The 15,842-nt window shown below is 62.9% G+C and carries 13 protein-coding genes, 2 tRNA genes and 3 pseudogenes; 12 read left to right on the plus strand and 6 right to left on the minus strand.

The window, feature by feature from the left end:
• Positions 1-81: 81 nt before the first annotated feature.
• The 12 genes from HZY77_RS07035 (at position 82) to HZY77_RS07090 (ending at position 8,765) form a co-directional block, all read left to right on the plus strand.
• Positions 82-2,352, plus strand: a complete 2,271-nt coding sequence (locus HZY77_RS07035; RefSeq protein ID WP_296820125.1) for a TonB-dependent siderophore receptor — start codon at positions 82-84, stop codon at positions 2,350-2,352.
• A 78-nt stretch (positions 2,353-2,430) separates the two neighbouring features.
• Entirely contained in the window at positions 2,431-3,114 is a 684-nt protein-coding gene (locus HZY77_RS07040; RefSeq protein WP_296820127.1) for a Fe2+-dependent dioxygenase, read from the plus strand.
• Positions 3,115-3,153: 39 nt separating this feature from the next.
• Complete coding sequence (locus tag HZY77_RS07045) at positions 3,154-3,420, plus strand: PepSY domain-containing protein (RefSeq protein ID WP_296820130.1); 267 nt, start codon at positions 3,154-3,156, stop codon at positions 3,418-3,420.
• Positions 3,420-3,998 carry a cytochrome b/b6 domain-containing protein gene (locus HZY77_RS07050; protein ID WP_296820133.1) on the plus strand — a complete coding sequence of 193 codons (579 nt, stop codon included), beginning with the start codon at positions 3,420-3,422 and terminating at the stop codon, positions 3,996-3,998. Before HZY77_RS07045 ends, HZY77_RS07050 begins: the two co-directional genes overlap by 1 nt.
• Positions 3,999-4,273: 275 nt before the next feature.
• Positions 4,274-4,486: a (2Fe-2S)-binding protein gene (locus HZY77_RS07055; protein ID WP_296820135.1), complete on the plus strand. Its 213-nt coding sequence runs from the start codon at positions 4,274-4,276 to the stop codon at positions 4,484-4,486.
• A gap of 157 nt (positions 4,487-4,643) precedes the next feature.
• On the plus strand, positions 4,644-5,123 hold the full coding sequence (gene bfr, locus HZY77_RS07060) for a bacterioferritin (RefSeq protein WP_296820137.1): 480 nt from the start codon (positions 4,644-4,646) through the stop codon (positions 5,121-5,123).
• Between the two features lie 55 nt (positions 5,124-5,178).
• Positions 5,179-5,802: a uracil-DNA glycosylase gene (locus tag HZY77_RS07065; RefSeq protein ID WP_296820855.1), complete on the plus strand. Its 624-nt coding sequence runs from the start codon at positions 5,179-5,181 to the stop codon at positions 5,800-5,802.
• 2 nt (positions 5,803-5,804) lie between these two features.
• Positions 5,805-5,993 carry a 4-oxalocrotonate tautomerase family protein gene (locus HZY77_RS07070; protein WP_296631946.1) on the plus strand — a complete coding sequence of 63 codons (189 nt, stop codon included), beginning with the start codon at positions 5,805-5,807 and terminating at the stop codon, positions 5,991-5,993.
• Between the two features lie 195 nt (positions 5,994-6,188).
• Positions 6,189-7,928 (plus strand): excinuclease ABC subunit UvrC, encoded by a 1,740-nt coding sequence (gene uvrC, locus HZY77_RS07075; protein WP_296820857.1) that lies wholly within the window; start codon positions 6,189-6,191, stop codon positions 7,926-7,928.
• Positions 7,928-8,500, plus strand: coding sequence for a CDP-diacylglycerol--glycerol-3-phosphate 3-phosphatidyltransferase (pgsA, locus tag HZY77_RS07080; RefSeq protein ID WP_296820140.1), 573 nt, complete (start codon positions 7,928-7,930; stop codon positions 8,498-8,500). Before uvrC ends, pgsA begins: the two co-directional genes overlap by 1 nt.
• Positions 8,501-8,547: 47 nt before the next feature.
• Positions 8,548-8,623: transfer RNA gene (locus HZY77_RS07085), tRNA-Gly, on the plus strand.
• Between the two features lie 68 nt (positions 8,624-8,691).
• A tRNA-Cys gene (locus HZY77_RS07090) sits at positions 8,692-8,765 on the plus strand.
• A 1,722-nt stretch (positions 8,766-10,487) separates the two neighbouring features.
• Here HZY77_RS07090 and HZY77_RS07095 read toward each other — a convergent pair.
• The 6 genes and pseudogenes from HZY77_RS07095 to trbJ all read right to left on the minus strand — a co-directional run bounded on the left by HZY77_RS07095 (position 10,488) and on the right by trbJ (position 15,826).
• A complete protein-coding gene (locus HZY77_RS07095; protein ID WP_296820858.1) occupies positions 10,488-10,715 on the minus strand; it encodes a DUF2274 domain-containing protein in 228 nt (75 codons plus the stop codon).
• A 15-nt stretch (positions 10,716-10,730) separates the two neighbouring features.
• Positions 10,731-12,029: a TrbI/VirB10 family protein gene (locus tag HZY77_RS07100; RefSeq protein WP_296820859.1), complete on the minus strand. Its 1,299-nt coding sequence runs from the start codon at positions 12,027-12,029 to the stop codon at positions 10,731-10,733.
• A gap of 3 nt (positions 12,030-12,032) precedes the next feature.
• A pseudogene (gene trbG, locus HZY77_RS07105) lies at positions 12,033-13,028 on the minus strand (P-type conjugative transfer protein TrbG); the annotation flags it as partial.
• A complete protein-coding gene (trbF, locus tag HZY77_RS07110; protein WP_296820142.1) occupies positions 13,025-13,729 on the minus strand; it encodes a conjugal transfer protein TrbF in 705 nt (234 codons plus the stop codon). The gene trbF and the pseudogene trbG, both read right to left, overlap by 4 nt.
• 24 nt (positions 13,730-13,753) lie before the next feature.
• Positions 13,754-15,135 (minus strand): annotated as a pseudogene (trbL, locus tag HZY77_RS07115) (P-type conjugative transfer protein TrbL).
• Between the two features lie 11 nt (positions 15,136-15,146).
• Positions 15,147-15,826: pseudogene (trbJ, locus tag HZY77_RS07120) on the minus strand (P-type conjugative transfer protein TrbJ).
• Between the last annotated feature and the right edge of the window lie 16 nt (positions 15,827-15,842).

Below are 15,842 nucleotides of genomic sequence, written 5' to 3' on the forward strand. Positions count from 1 at the left end.
GCCGCCTTCCGTTTTTTCAACCGCCAGCCAGCCAAGCGTTTGCTCCGCCAGCCAGTCGATCATTCAGACCAGGAGCAAACCATGTCCCACGTACGACCGCGCCCGCCCTCGGGCATCCTGCGCCAGCTGATGGCGCGCCTGCAACCCGCGGCCGCCATGCCGGCTGCCGCTTCGCTCGCCTTCATGATGCTGGCCCCCGCCGCGCTGGCACAGACTGCGGATCCGGCGAATACCGCCCAAACCACGCTGCCGACCGTCAAGGTGGAAGACACGTCCGACCCCATGGAGGTCAATAACGGCTACCAGGGTACGCAGACCCGCGTCGGCAAGACCAAGCAGGATCCGCAGGACATCCCACAGGCGATCACCGTCGTGACCCAGCAGCTGATGCAGGAGCAACATGTCGGTTCGCTGCGCGACGCCTTGCGCAACGTGTCGGGACTCACCTTCAATGCCGCCGAGGGCGGCCGCGCCGGCGACAACATGATGCTGCGCGGCTTCTACACCTTCGGCGACGTCTACCTCGACGGCATCCGCGACACCGCGCAATACAACCGCGAAACCTTCTTCCTCGAGCAGGTCGACGTGCTGCGCGGCTCCGCCTCGATGCTGTTCGGCCGCGGCCAGGCCGGCGGCGTCATCAACCTTGTTTCTAAGACGCCCAAGCTGGCCGATGCCTACAAACTGACCGGTAGTGTGGGCACTGACAACTACACCGAAGTCACCGCCGACCTCAACAAGCAGCTGGGCGAACACAGCGCAGTACGCGTGAATCTGATGAAACGCGACGAAGGCAGCTGGCGCGAAAATCCCGCCAGCGGCGCGGAGCCCGACGTCAATCGCGGCGGTGCGCAGGTCAGCCTCGCGCTCGGCATGAACACCGACGACGAATTCACGTTTTCGCACCTGTACATGCGCAACCGCGACACGCCGGACTATGGCTTCTCGTTCGACAACGCCACCCACCGCCCCAACACCACGTTCCCGGTCGACACTTTCTGGGGCATCGACCGCAACTTCGACAACAGCGACGTGAACGTCACCACGGGAACCTGGACGCACCGCTTCGCCGATGACAGCCAGTTGCGCACCACGGTCCGCTACGGCGACTACGAACGCAGCTACTGGGCACGCACGCCGAGCGCCACGGTTGCACCGAACGTGGACGGAACTCTCCCTGGCAATGGCGGCAACTGGAATGCAGGACCCACCCGCTCGTCCGATTACGAAACGCTCACACTCCAATCCGACTACAGCCGGAAATTCGAGGCGTTGGGCATGAAGCACGAATTCCTCACTGGCGTCGAATACCTGCACGAGAACAGCCACCGCTCAGGTCTGCAGAATCTCGGTGGGACAACCATCGTGTCCGGCATTCCTCCCTTGTTCCTGCCTTACGTCGAGTCATATACGGGGGCACAGCTGAACAATTTCACCGGCAATTCCTACGCCCTCTATGCACAGGACACAGTCGAATTCATCCCGGACTGGAAGGCCACGCTGGGCGTGCGCCGCGACGAACTCGACGCCGACTACTCCAGCGCCACCTCGCCGCACCTGGAATACGGCGAATGGAGCTATCGCGCCGCCTTGTCCTACCAGCCTACCGAGGAAGCGCACTACTACGTCGGCTACAGCGATTCGTTCAGCCCGACGGCCGACCTCTACCAGCTGACCGCCACGCCACAACCGCCCGAGACCAGCCAGGTCTACGAGGTCGGCGCGAAGTGGATGTTCTTCGACGGCGACCTGACTTTCCGCACCGCACTCTACCGTGCGATCAAAAACTGGGAACGCAACACCGACCTCGAATCTACCGCGTCCATCCTGACCAAGAAGCGCCGCACCGACGGCATCGAATTCGAAGCGGCCGGCCGCATCACGCCGAACTGGGAAGTCTTCGCCGGACTGGCGCTGATGGATGCCACCATCCTCGAAGTCGCCGAACAATCCAGCGGCACCGTGGGCGATCCGCGCTTCGTCGGCAAGCGGCCGCGCAACACCCCGCCGTATACCTTCAATCTGTGGTCCACCTACAAGCTGGGCGGCGGCTGGAAGGTCGGCGGCGGCGCCGAGGCCAAGGGCGAGCGCTACGGCTACAACCCGTCGAATGCCTCGGCCAATGCGCAGTTCACCACGAACGGCCAGCCCAGCGGCTTCAACCCCAATACCGCGCCGGCTTATGTGCGCTGGGATGCCATGGTGTCCTACGACCAGAAAACCTGGGGTGTCCGCCTGAACGTGCAGAACCTGTTCAACAAGACGTACTACGACTCGATCTACGACAACGGTCCGTTCACCGTGCCCGGTCAGAAGCGTCGCTTCATCCTCACCGGCGAGCTGAAGTTCTGAACCTGCCTTCCCTGCCAATCATTGGCAGGGATAGGGCGTTGCCTGCGCAGCGCCCTATCCCTGACAGGAGACCCGACCATGCTGCTGCACATTCCAAACGTTCTCGATGCCGCCACGCTCGCGCACTGCACTGCGCTGCTGAAACAGGCCGACTGGACCGACGGCCGCGTCACCGCCGGCAGTCAGGCCGCCACGGTGAAGAACAACCGGCAACTGCCCGAAACCAGCCCAGTGGCGCAGCAGCTGCGCGCGCTCGTCCTCGAAGCCTTGTCGAAGAACCCCACCTTCTTCAGCGCTGCCCTGCCCAAGCGCATCTATCCGCCGCTGTTCAACCGCTACGGCGACGAAGCCAATTCCTTCGGCAATCACGTGGACAACGCCATCCGCACCCATCCGGCCACGGCGCAGCATGTGCGAACCGACCTGTCGTTCACGCTCTTCCTCAACAACCCAACCGATTACGACGGCGGCGAGCTCATCATCGAGGACGGCATGGGTGGCCGCGCGGTCAAGCTGCCGGCGGGCCACCTGATCCTGTATCCCTCGTACAGCGTGCATCGCGTCGAGCCGGTGACGCGCGGCGCGCGGCTGGCGTGCTTCACCTGGCTGGAAAGCATGGTGCGCGAACCGCAACGGCGTGAATTGCTGCACGAAATGGATTTGAGCATCGCCGCCTTGCGCGGTGAACACGGCGAAACCGATGCTGCAGTGCGCTTGACCAGTTGCTACCACAACCTGATGCGGATGTGGGCGACGGTCTGAATTCCCCCTGTTTCATTCACCTTAGAAAAGGAGCTCATCATGACTGGTCTGCGATTCACCCTTGCCGCCCTGGCGCTCGTTCCCGTTCTGGCGCACGCCGCCGCCGATTGCGACGCCCATCCCAAGGAACAGTGGATGAAAGAGGCGGACCTCAGAGCCGCCCTGAAGGACGCCGGCTACACCATCAAGAAATTCAAGGTCGACGGCAATTGCTACGAGATGTACGGCCACAACGAGAAAGGACAGCGCGTCGAAATCTACATGGACACCGTCACCGGCAGACCGGTGAAGGCCTATCTCGACTGATGCCTGAACACGTCGTGGAACGCACGTACGTCTGGGATCGCTTTGTCCGCCTGCACCACTGGAGCCTCGCCGCCCTGGTGCTGCTCGACGCGTTCCTGTTCGACGGCGGCGGCCCGTGGCATCGCTGGGCGGGTTACGCGGCGCTGGGACTGGTGGGTGGGCGCCTCATCTGGGGTGCGATCGGCTCGCGCTACGCCCGCTTTTTGGGTTTTTCCCCACGCGCGCGCATCCGAGCCTATCTCGCCCGGCCCGGCGTCGCCATGCGTGGACACAATCCGCTCGGCGCCGTGATGGTGTTCGCGATGCTCGGCCTCGTCATCGCGCTGGGCGTCACGGGCTGGCTGATGGGAACCGACGCCTACTGGGGCGAGGAATGGCTGGAAGACCTGCACGAGACGCTCTCCGACGTTCTGCTCGCATGCGTCGCGCTGCACGTGGCCGGCGTGGCATGGGTCAGCCGCAAGACCCGCATCAACCTGCCGCGCGCCATGCTCACCGGCTACAANGATACGGGGCACGCATTCCGCGCCGTTCGCACATCCGGAGACGATGTCTGGCGATTGACAGCGTCGATGTGACAAGGTCATCGTCCCGCCGCCGCAGGACGTNNAAATGCCGTGGAGACCCACATGNNAACGAAAGCTACGAGTACACCGACTGGTACTTCTGCATGAAATCACTGTAACCCGGCCCTGTTCGCCGTACCTATGNNCAACGAACAGGACGTTCACGGATGGTGGAGAATTTCCCTCGCCGTTTTTTTGCGCGGAATCTTTACTCCAATATTGTTATTGACAACCATTCTCATTATTTATAATATTCAGCTACCGAGTTCCAAACCAGAAGGTGCGTCATGTACGTCTGTCTTTGCAAAGGGGTCACCGACCACGAAATCCGTGGCATGGTTCATCATCGTGGCGTGACCACGATGCGCCAGCTTCGCGACGAACTCGGCGTGTCCACCCAATGTGGTCGTTGCGCCCGCTGCGCGAAAGACGTGCTCCAGGAAGCCCTCGCCGAATGCCAGGGATGCTCGTCGGACGCCTCATTCGCCGCAGCCGCCTGATTCCCGCTCTGCCCGCGACCGCTCCGCACGGACCGCGATCCATACTTGTCCCGCACGGCTTTTCCCCTAGAATGACAGGCGTCCCATTCGCCTATTAGCCAGCATTCGCCCAGCCAACGGCTCTTTAAACGGGCTTGCCCACTCTCAGGAGAGAACCATGAAAGGCGACAANAAAGTCATCCAGTACCTGAACAAGGCGCTCACGGTCGAACTGACCGCCATCAACCAGTATTTCCTCCACGCCCGCATGTACAAGAACTGGGGGCTGATTGCGCTGGGTAAACACGAATACGAAGAGTCCATCGAGGAAATGCACCACGCCGACAAGCTGATCGAGCGCATCCTCTTTCTGGAAGGCCTGCCCAACCTGCAGGATCTGAACAAATTGCTGATCGGCGAAAACGTCGTCGAATGCCTGGAATGCGACCTCAAGCTCGAACTGGTCGGCCGCGCGCTCTACGTCGAAGCCATCGCGCACTGCGAATCGGTCAAGGACTATGTTTCGCGAGAAATCCTGGTCGGCATCCAGTCCGACACCGAAGAGCACATCGATTATCTCGAAACCCAACTCGACCTGATCAAACGCATGGGTGAGCAGAACTACATGCAGACCGCTGCCGGCCCGATCGAAGGCTGAGCACCGCCTCGCGTACAATGAACGCCCCGACATGGGGCGTTTTTTATTGCTTCCGATGCACTTCGACCCTGACTGCCGCGCCTGCCCGCGCCTCGCCACGTTTCTCGACGAGGTGTGCGCCCGCCATCCCGACTACCATGCCCGCCCGGTGCCCGCCTTCGGCGATCCCGCACCCGGTCTGCTCATTGTCGGCCTCGCCCCGGGCATGCACGGCGCCAATCGCAGCGGCCGGCCCTTCACAGGCGACTATGCCGGCGTGCTCTTATACGAAACCCTGCACAAATTCGGCTACGCCAGCGCACCGCAATCGCTGTCCGCAGACGACGGACTGACGCTCACCGGCTGTCGCATCACCAATGCGGTGAAGTGCCTGCCGCCCGCCAACAAGCCGGAACCGGGCGAGATCCGCGAATGCAATCGTTATCTGGCCGCCGAACTGGAGGCCCTGCCCGGCCATGCCAGTATCCTGGCGCTGGGCCAGATCGCGCATCAGGCCGTGCTTCGCGCGAAAGGACTGAAGCTCAAGGACTACCCGTTTGCCCATGCCAGCGATTACCGCCTGCCCGGTGGCCGGCGGCTGGTCAGCAGCTACCACTGCTCCCGCTACAATACCCAGACGCGCCGCCTCACCCCCGAGATGTTCGAAGCCGTATTCACCCGAATTCAAGCGAAGGACTGACCATGCCTGTCGTCACCATCAAGCTCGCCGGCAGCCTCACCCGCGAGCAGAAGCAGAAAGTCGCCGAAGAAATCACCGCCACGCTGGAGCGCCACGCCGGCAAGCCCGCGTCGTATACCTATATCGCGTTCGAGGAACTGCCGGACGAGAACTGGGCAATCGCCGGCAAGCTGCTCGACGAGGATGAATAAGCGACTAACTCGACAGGAATCATGTCCCGCGTTGCGAGTCGTTCATTTGGAACGACCAAATTTCACGCCCCGCGCCTTGCCCTGCATCCCGCAGGCAACCGGCGCGGGGCATGATTCCTGCCGAATTTGGCTCTGACCTTGAGCGTCGACAAGGACTTTCTCGCCTCGCTGCCCACCCTGCCCGGCGTCTATCGGATGATCGATGCGGCCGGCGCCGTGCTCTACGTCGGCAAGGCGAAGGATCTTAANAAACGCGTCTCCAGCTATTTCCAGAAAAGCGACCAGAGNCCCCGCATCAAGCTGATGCTGAAGAGTGTCGACCATATCGACACCACGATCACGCGCACCGAGGCCGAAGCGCTGCTGTTGGAAAACAACCTGATCAAGGGGCTGAAGCCGCGTTTCAACATCCTGTTCCGCGACGACAAGTCCTATCCCTACCTGCTGCTGACCGGGCACCGCTTTCCGCGCCTAGCCTATTTCCGCGGCACACCCAANAAGCGCGACCAGGCGTATGGCCCCTACCCCAATGCCTACGCGGTGCGCGAAAGCATCCAGCTGCTGCAGAAGGTATTTCAACTGCGCACATGCGAGGACACGGTATTCGCCAACCGCTCTCGCCCGTGTCTGCTGTATCAAATCAAACGCTGTACCGCACCGTGCGTTGGACACATCACGCCCGAGGCCTATGCGCGCGACGTCCATGAAGCAGCCCAGCTGCTGCACGGCGAGGCCAGCGCACTGACTGAACACATTACCGAGCAGATGAACGCCGCTGCGGCTGCGCTCGATTTCGAGACGGCCGCCTTCCTGCGCGACCGCCTGCGCATGCTCGCCGCCGTGCGCGAGAAGCAGTTCGTCGACTCCACCGGCAGCGATGCGGACGCGGATGTGGTCGCGGTCGCCGAGGCCGGCGGCGTGATCGCGGTCAACCTGACGATGATCCGCGGCGGTCGGCATCTCGGCGACCGCAGCTTCTTCCCGCAGCACGGCGAGGGTGCGACGCCGGCCGAGGCGCTGGAAGCCTTCATCCTCCAGCACTACCTCGACCACCCCATCCCGGCGCGCATCCTGGTGAGCGAAGCCATCGAGACCAGCGCACTGGAAACGCTGCTCACCGAGCAGGCCGGTAANAAAGTCACCCTTCTGCATCGCGTCACCGGTGAACGCAAGGTCTGGATCGGCATGGCGCAGGCCAACGCGCACTTGTCTGCCGAGCGCCGCAGCGCCGACCGCGCCAACCAGTCGCAGCGGCTCGCCGCGTTGCGCGACACACTTGACCTGCCGGCGCTCAACCGCATCGAGTGCTTCGACATCTCGCACACCATGGGCGAGGCGACCGTGGCGTCCTGCGTCGTCTACGAGGGCGATGACCTGAAGAAGTCCGACTACCGGCGCTACAACATCACGGGCATCACCCCGGGCGACGACTACGCCGCGATGCATGCCGCGCTGATCAAGCGCTTCCACAAGAGCGTGGAAGAGAATGGCGTGCTGCCCGACCTGCTGCTGATCGACGGCGGTAAGGGGCAGATCGCGATGGCGGTCGAGGCCATGGCCGAACTGGGGCTGAACGACGTGCCGCTGCTCGGCGTGGCCAAAGGCGAGGCACGCAAGCCCGGACTGGAAACATTGATCTTCGCCGACGGTCGCGAACTCCATCTCGCCAAGGACCACCCTGGCTTCCACCTGATACAGCAGGTGCGCGACGAAGCGCACCGCTTCGCCATCACCGGCCACCGCGCCAAACGCGGAAAAACGCGCGTGCAATCGACGCTGGAAGACATCGCAGGCATCGGTCCCAAACGGCGCAAACAGCTACTGGAACACTTCGGTGGCCTGCAGGGCGTACGCGACGCCGGCGTCGACGCGCTTGCCAGTGTGAACGGTATCAGCCGAGAATTGGCGGAAACCATTTATAACGCGCTCCACTGATGCCACTCAATCTCCCCAATCTGCTCACCTGGCTGCGCATTCTGTTCATCCCTTTGATGGCGGGCGTGTTCTACCTGCCCGACGGCTGGGTGTCGCCGTCCGACGCCAACCTGCTGGCGGCCGCATTNTTCGGGGTGGCGGCGCTGACCGACTGGCTCGACGGCTGGCTGGCGCGCAAACTGGGGCAAACCTCGGCCTTCGGTGCCTTCCTCGATCCTGTGGCCGACAAACTGATGGTGGCGGCCGCGCTGATCGTCCTGATCGACCTGGATCGCGTAGCGCCGCTGATCGGCCTCATCATCATCGGCCGCGAAATCACCATTTCCGCCCTGCGCGAATGGATGGCCAAGGCAGGCAAGTCAGCCAGCGTCGCGGTCTCTTTCGTCGGCAAGCTGAAAACCGCGGCACAGATGATCGCCATCGTGCTGCTGCTGTATTTCCAGCCCCTCGCCGGCCTGCCCATCTCCCAGATCGGCACGCTGCTGATCTGGGTGGCCGCCCTGCTTACCCTCGTATCAATGGCGTATTACCTCGTGATGGCCGCGCGTGCACTGCAAAAATCTTCGCCCTGAGGTGTTGACAGAAAAAACCGAAATCACCATAATGCGCAGCCTTCAACGCGGGAATAGCTCAGCTGGTAGAGCGCAACCTTGCCAAGGTTGAGGTCGCGAGTTCGAACCTCGTTTCCCGCTCCAGCATTCTGGGAAAACAGATGGCACAGCCCGGACGTTTTCCCCTTTTCGTTTAAGCGTTTTACCGCGACGGCGCGATAGCAAAGCGGTTATGCACCGGATTGCAAATCCGTGTAGGTCGGTTCGACTCCGGCTCGCGCCTCCAAATTCAGGGTCAGCCGTCCGCTTTGCCCGGATGGTGAAATTGGTAGACACAAGGGACTTAANAATCTGTTTTGTCAAGTCCTTTCTGCTTGCACCATCAGGGTGAAAGGTCAATAGTGACAACGGTTTGCGAGCATCAAGGCGTAGCTTCGCGGCTCGGCTTGATGGTCAGGAGCCAAGCAGGAGCCAGCAGAAAGAGGTGTAGGCTCCAGCNNGCATCATGTAATGCCCGAGTGGTGAAATCGGTAGACACAAGGGACTTGANNACAATTTGAGCCCTCCGGGGAAAACCCCAGAGGTGAAGCCCGTCAAAGTCGGCGAACGCCCTGGATGCCCCTGCANTCCGAGCCAACGCCGAGCCAAGCCCAGGCCCAACGCTTGGGAAGGTGTAGAGAGCAGACGGCGGGCACCTACGGCCGCAAGGCTATGGTGAAGGCGTGCTCCAGACCACGAACAGCGCATGCGNNTTGGCGGCGAAAGCCGAAGTGGTAAGAAAATCCCTCGACCTCGCGGTCNGTGCCGGTTCGATTCCGGCCTCGGGCACCATCCAAAGCCGCTCCTGTTCTCGCAGGGGTGGCTCTTTTTGCGCTCAGGTCCGCGCGGCATGTTTCAACGCCACGCACTTTTCCAGATAGCTGTCCGAGAAAGCACGGAGGTTCGCGCGACGCACCGATTGCTCTGCCTTCGAGCTTGGGCGCTCTCGGTGGGGCAGGAAATGGGCTACCGCTGCACCAAGCTCCGCGTGAAGGCGGCCGTCTGGGTTCAACTCCCATGCGCCATTGGCTCGCCCATCCGGTAGCGCGACGACTGCGCTGCACCGGACTTCTCCCAAGATGTATGGGAACACCATCGCGCCTTGGACGCCGGCGGGAAAAATCGCCACAGCCGGCAGCATCACGTCATGCCCAAGATTGAGTACAGCCTTTTNTTGTTCATCAAGGCTGGACATCAGTTTGGTGTCCTTCTGCACCTTGCTGAGCACCTTGTTGCGAAAGAGTGCAGGCTGTTCCTTCGCCAAGAACAACAGGGCTGCCAGATAGAAAGGCAGTTGCAGGAATGGCAGGTCCACCGCTCGGATCAACCCACTCAGCCACTCCAGCTTGGATTCGGCGCTGACTGGCTGGTGGTAGAGGTACAGAATGGCTGGCAGATAGCCCGACAGCAGCAACGCATTTTTCGCAAGATCGGGTTTTGAGTCTTCCAGTCCCTGGTCAAAAGACCTGATGTTTTGCTTTGCATCCCATGCACCAAAGCGCCGTCCCAGTAGTTCAGCAAAGTCATGCAGAGCCTGGCTGGCACCGCCAAACTTCTGCCGTTGTTCGAGCATTGCCATCGTTGGATTCAACTCCAACGGCTTCGAGCGCAGCAGGTTCTCCAGGTAGTCGGTATTGGCCGAACGCCGACCTTCGATCATGTCGGTCAACACGTTGTTGTCGAGCACCAGCGAGTGCAGCACCTTCGTTCCGGGAGGCACCGCTCCCCTCCGGTGCAGCATCGGCCGGATGTACAGCGCATCGGTGTCGCCAGGTGGTGATGCCACTACCTGACCATCCACCACCCAAGTCTCGCCAATCAATGGCTCGACTACATCAAAGCCTCCCATGATTTCCGTTCCGCTCCATGNTTTCCTATCGCGTACAGCCAAGCGCAAGGGGCATAGCTGTCCTTCTGGTATCGGACAATACCAGTTGAGTGGCTGGCGCACGAAACCTCTGTCTGCATCTCATCCAGGAGCTGATCGTGCGCTCTTGCTCATCTGCCCCTTCCTGAACCCTCGATCCCCAGCCATGAACGCCTCCAGCATGTATGGGATCAGCGCCATCGCATCCACCGCTTCGCCATAAGTCTGCGCGTGCAGTGCGGCGTAGCGATCAAGGTCCGCCTTGAGGCTCGTCGGACACGTGAAAGTCAGCTTGATGCTCTCGGTCTTGGGCAGCGGACCCAGCCGCAGCTNTGCGCGTAGTGCTCATCGTGAAGTCCCCCGATTGAAGAAAAGCGGCTGATAGGGCCGCAGCACCAGATCCCGATTGACGATGATGCGCACCGGCAGGCCCGGCCGCTCAGTCAAGGTGGGCTGGATGTTGAGGTTGCGCCGGGTCATCTCTTGGCCAACCTGGTTCACGCTGTCCTGCAAGCTGTTACGCCCAGCGTTGATGACGCGATCACCGTTCTGGCGGTTCTCCGGCGCGGCCAGTTCGGCACCGACACCCAGCAGCGTTGTCAGCGCAGCGCCGGCGAAGATGCGATCCCAATGCCAATCGACGCCATCCTCCAGGCCGGCGTAACCAGCCGGGTCGGTGCCAGCCAGGTTGTCCAGTATCAGCGAGGATGTGTCGGGCAGGATGATCCGGTTCCACACCACTTGCACGCGGCTTTGCCCGTAGCTCACCTGGCTGTTGTAACGGCCGAGGATGCGCGAGCCTTGCGGGATCAGCAGAAACTTGCCGGTGGCCGTGTCATAGACCGGCTCCGTCACGGTGGCGATCACATCGCCCGGCAGATCGGACTTGATGCCTGTGACCAGAGCACCCGCGATCACCGTGCCGGCCATGACCTGATACGGCGTGGCCGGCATTTTCAGGTTCCCGGAATTGCGGGTTTCCGTGGAACCGCCTTTCAGGAACGCCTCTTTCTGGTCCTGCCGGTTCTGCACGGCGGTCGGATCGGCCGGCTGCGCTGCGGTCGAGGCTGGCCCGGCAGCCATCGGATCGAAGCCCGATAGGCCGGGCGCCGGACTGGCAGTAGCCACCTGCGCAAGTGCGGCAGCGGCGCGCTGGTTGCTGGAACGGAAGAATACCGATGCCCCCGCCGCCGCTTCCGCTTCTTTGCGGTATGCGTCGTGCTCGGCGGTAGCCGGAGCATGGCCGGGCGGCGTGTAATTGGGTCCCACCGGCTGCTGCGATTTCACGATGGCTGGCCCCAAGTCGCCCGGCAGCGGCGGCCCCAGCTCTGGCACATGCGGTGGCAAGGCCTGCGGCAGTTTGGAGTAATCGGCCGGAAGCTGGTCCAGCCCTTCCGAGCGCGACACCCGATCTACGTTGTAAAGCTCGGTCTGTTCGCTCGCACTGCGCTTGCGCGGTTGCAGCGACCACATCGTGGCACCCAACACGGCCACGGCAAGGCCACCGGCCAGGATCGCCAAGGTGCGCCGGTTCAGGCGCGTCACCGGGCGAGGCTGCGCGCGCAACGTCACCGATTCCGGGGCAACCTTGTCAGCCTGCGGCGCGGCAAGGTCGGGGGTGTCGTCNNCTGGCTCATGGTCAATTCCCCGCGCAATGCCATCCGTGCGCTCGATCCGCACCACGTCGCCCTTGTCACCGCCCAGGCGCAGTTCGGCCGCACCGAACAGCCGATCCACGATGTAGTACGGGGAGCGGAAACGGTAGTTCACCAGTTGCCCGTCCCCCTGCGCGCCGATCACGAACAGCGGCGGCAGTTCGCCCTGGGCGATACCCGGCGGAAACTGGATATAGACCTTCTCTCCATCGTCGAAGGCGCGCAGCGGTTTCCACGGCGGCGTGCTGCCGCTGATGGCGTAGCGGAAGCGAATCTTCTCCAGCGACAAACCGGTATCGACCGGTGTCGTCGCCTGTGCGGCCTGTGCCTGGCGTTGCAAGGCCAACATCCGATCTTTCGGGTATTCCCACGACACCGACGCCATCCAGGCACGTTCGGTCGAGGTCAGTTCGATCAGGTAGGTGCGCCGACTGGTGGTGATGACCAGATTGGTCTTGAGGCCCGAGCGGATCGGTTTGACCAACACGCTGACGCGCAGCGCATCGCCTGTGCCGCTGGAGGTATCACCGACGATCCAGCGCACCGTATCGCCGGCGGCGACCGTCACCAGCTCTTCGCCGGGCTGAAGAGAGATCACCGTCACCCGTCCCGGCGCCGCATAGACCTGGTACAGCGCGCCATCGGTGAAGGGCCAGACCTGGATCGCATTGACGTAGCCCTCGCGCGTGGGCGCGATACGCGCCTCGGCATTGGCACGCGAGACCCGGAGCCTTTCATCGGCAGGTTCGGGCGCTGTCTTGGTGTCGCCGCCCTCCGGCAGTGGCTTCATCTGCGCCGGCATCGGCAGCACCCTGGGCACCTCGACCACTTCGACCGGCTTGGGCGGTTCGGGCAGCGGCTGCGCCTGCACCGGTTCATCGAGCGAGATGGCCGGTGGCGGCGTGCCCTGCGTGGCGCAGCCCTGCAACGATAGAGCTGAGGCTGCAAGCATCAACACGAAAGCGTAAAAACGGAAAGGCAGGTTCATGGCTTGGCTCCTTCGGTGGCATCGAGTTCTCGGCTCCACGACAGGCCATTGACGTAGATGCCCAGCGGGTTCTTGCGCAACCGTTGCTCGGTGCGCGGGGTTTGCAGGACGGTGGCAATCACGGCGTTCCAGCGCTCGGTGCCGGCCGGCGCGCCATTGACGAAGCGCTGCTCGGTCCAGCGAACGTTGAACGACGCGTCGCTGGCGCGCACGACGCTGGTGATCTGCACCGTGACCGACTCCTTGCCGACTCGCGCGAACGGGTCATGGGTGCGGGCGTACTCGTTGAGCACACCCGCGCCGCGGTCGGTGGTGTAGTCGTAGGCATCGAACCAGTTCTGCCGCACGACGATGGGATCAATCGACAGCGAGCGAACCAGCGTGACGAAGTGCGCCAGGTGGTAGGCGATCTGCGCATCGTTCGGCCGGTACGGCGTGGCGGCTTCGCCGACGGCGCGGACCTGGCCTGCCTGGTCCACCTCCACCACATAGGGCGTGACGATGGACTGCGCCGAGCGCCAGACCAAGCCACCGGCCATCAACAACGCAAGCACCAGACAACCGAAGGCCATCAGCCGCCAGTTCTTCGCCTGCACGCGGGCCGAGCCGATGCGCTCGTCCCATACCTGGGCGGCGGACTGGTACGGGGTGGCAGGCTGCGGCGTATCGGCGTAGCGCACCTGCGGTCGTTTGAATCGCATGGTTGATTCTCCTTGTGAATCGCTTCAATCGTCGGAATCGCGCAGGCTCGGGCCGCTGCTCGAACCGCCGCCGTCGCCTCCGCGCAGCGTGTGGGCGGCGGTCGTGGCGGCATGGCTGATCTGCTGCCGGCGGTGCAGGCGCCTGGCCCAGGCGGGTTGAGGCTGTTGCTGCTGGTCAGCAGCGCCGGTATTGGCTTCGCCGGAGGTGGATTTGCCTGGTGCGGCAGCGGCACCGGATACCGGCCCCGCATCGTCGGAACTAAAGGCCGCCGCCGCGCGCNTGCCCGATGGAGCGCATCCCGGCGGCGGCCTTTGGCCGACTGCCTGCGCACCGGTCTTGGCGACATTACCCAAGCCGGCAGCAGCGCCCTTGAGACCACCGCCGGCCACTGCGGAACCCGCTTGATATGCCGACCGCGCACTGCCTGCGGTCGAGGCTGCGGCACGCGCGCTGCTGGCAGCCAGCTTGGTGGCAGCGGGTGCCATGCGCGCTCCGGCCATAACCGCGCTGCNNCTACGCCGGTCGCGGCAGCGCCGACCGCGACGGCAGTACCGGCCGCGCCCAATGCTGCACCTGCCATCGCACCCGCACCAAGCTGCGGCGCCCCGGATACCAGGCCCGTAGCGATGCCGGGGCCGAAGATGCCGAGTGCGAGCATGGCGAGCGAGGCCAGCATCACCACCAGCGCGTGGTCTATGGATGGCTCACTGGGTGTGACCTGGAACTCGGCGAACAGCCCCGTGCCGATGCCCACGATCACGGCCAGTACCAGCACCTTGATGCCCGAGGACACCACGTTGCCGAGCACCTTTTCGGCAAGGAACGCCGTCTTGTTCCAGAGCGCGAACGGCACCAATACGAAGCCGGCGAGCGTGGTCAGCTTGAATTCGATCAGCGTGACGAAGAGCTGCACCGCCAGCACGAAGAAGCAGACGATGACGATCAGCCAGGCGAGGAACATCACGACGATGGGTGCGATATTGATGAATACCTCCGGGAAGCCGGCCATCTCGCTAATCTGTTGCAGGATGGGCGCAGCGGCGTCGATACCGGTCTTGGCGAGGCGCCCCGGCTGCAGAAAGGTCTCCATGCTCAGGGTCGAGCCCGAAGCCGTCAGGCCCAAGCCGGCGAAGGACCGGAATACGATGCCGGAAAGCCAGTTGAAGTTGCCGATGATGTAGGCGAAGGCTCCGACGTAGAGTACCTTGCGCAGGAGCTTGGCCATCACGTCTTCGCCCTGGCCGGTGGCATGACTCAGCGCCCAGTAGAGGCCAGCCAGGGTCATGTCGATCGCCACCAGCGTCGCGGTCAGGAAAGCGACTTCACCGTGCAGCAGGCCGAACCCCGAATCGATGTACGTGGAGAAGACATTGAGGAAACGGTCGATGACGGAAACGTCGTTCATGGCCGCATCCGTCAGTTGCCGTAGAAGTTCACGAACTGCGGCGTGTACGCCGTGCCGCTACCGAGGAAGCGGCGCGTCACCTCGCGGCCACGCTCAACGGCGGCAGCCTGCCGAGCCAGTTCCAACGAGGCCGCGCGACCCTGCGTGAGCTGGAGCTGCTGTGTCTGGATGGACTGCTTGGCTTGCAGGGCCAGGAGCTGATTGGTGGCCTGCATGGCCTGCAAGGCGCCGGTGGCCGATTGACTCTGATCGACCAGATCGGCCAGCACACCCTCATCCTGGTTCAGGTTCTGCGACACCTGCGCCTGCATACGCATGGCGGTCTGCAAGCCTTGGAGCGTGTTTTGCCAGCGCTGGTGTGCATCCTGGAACATCTGGTTGCCGCTCACGGTGGCGGCGTACTGCTCCGGGTACAGTTGCGCGAATTGTTGATCCATATTCTGGATGTCGAAGGCCAGCCCCGAGCCTGGGCAATCAATTGCCGCGTGGTGTCCAGGTTGGCCCGCAAACGATTGACCACGTTGAACGGCAGGCTTGCGAGGTTGCGAGCCTCGTTCATCAGCGACTGCGCTTCGTTCTGAAGCTGCTTGATCTGGTTATTGATCTGCTCCAGCGTGCGAACCGCCGTCATCGTGTTCTGCACGAGATTGGTCGGATCAATGACGACCCATTGCGCTTGTGCGACGGGCATGGCACCGATTAAGGCG

It is taken from the genome of Thiobacillus sp., from assembly GCF_013693775.1.
Lineage (GTDB): Bacteria > Pseudomonadota > Gammaproteobacteria > Burkholderiales > Thiobacillaceae > Thiobacillus.

What these genes read in the sequence shown, in the direction of transcription:
- HZY77_RS07035 (WP_296820125.1), top strand. Translation starts at nt 82, where the DNA reads ATGTCCCACGTACGACCGCGCCCGCCCTCGGGCATCCTGCGCCAGCTG.
- HZY77_RS07040 (WP_296820127.1), top strand. Translation starts at nt 2,431, where the DNA reads ATGCTGCTGCACATTCCAAACGTTCTCGATGCCGCCACGCTCGCGCAC.
- HZY77_RS07045 (WP_296820130.1), top strand. Translation starts at nt 3,154, where the DNA reads ATGACTGGTCTGCGATTCACCCTTGCCGCCCTGGCGCTCGTTCCCGTT.
- HZY77_RS07055 (WP_296820135.1), top strand. Translation starts at nt 4,274, where the DNA reads ATGTACGTCTGTCTTTGCAAAGGGGTCACCGACCACGAAATCCGTGGC.
- HZY77_RS07065 (WP_296820855.1), top strand. Translation starts at nt 5,179, where the DNA reads ATGCACTTCGACCCTGACTGCCGCGCCTGCCCGCGCCTCGCCACGTTT.
- HZY77_RS07070 (WP_296631946.1), top strand. Translation starts at nt 5,805, where the DNA reads ATGCCTGTCGTCACCATCAAGCTCGCCGGCAGCCTCACCCGCGAGCAG.
- trbF (WP_296820142.1), bottom strand. Translation starts at nt 13,729, where the DNA reads ATGCGATTCAAACGACCGCAGGTGCGCTACGCCGATACGCCGCAGCCT.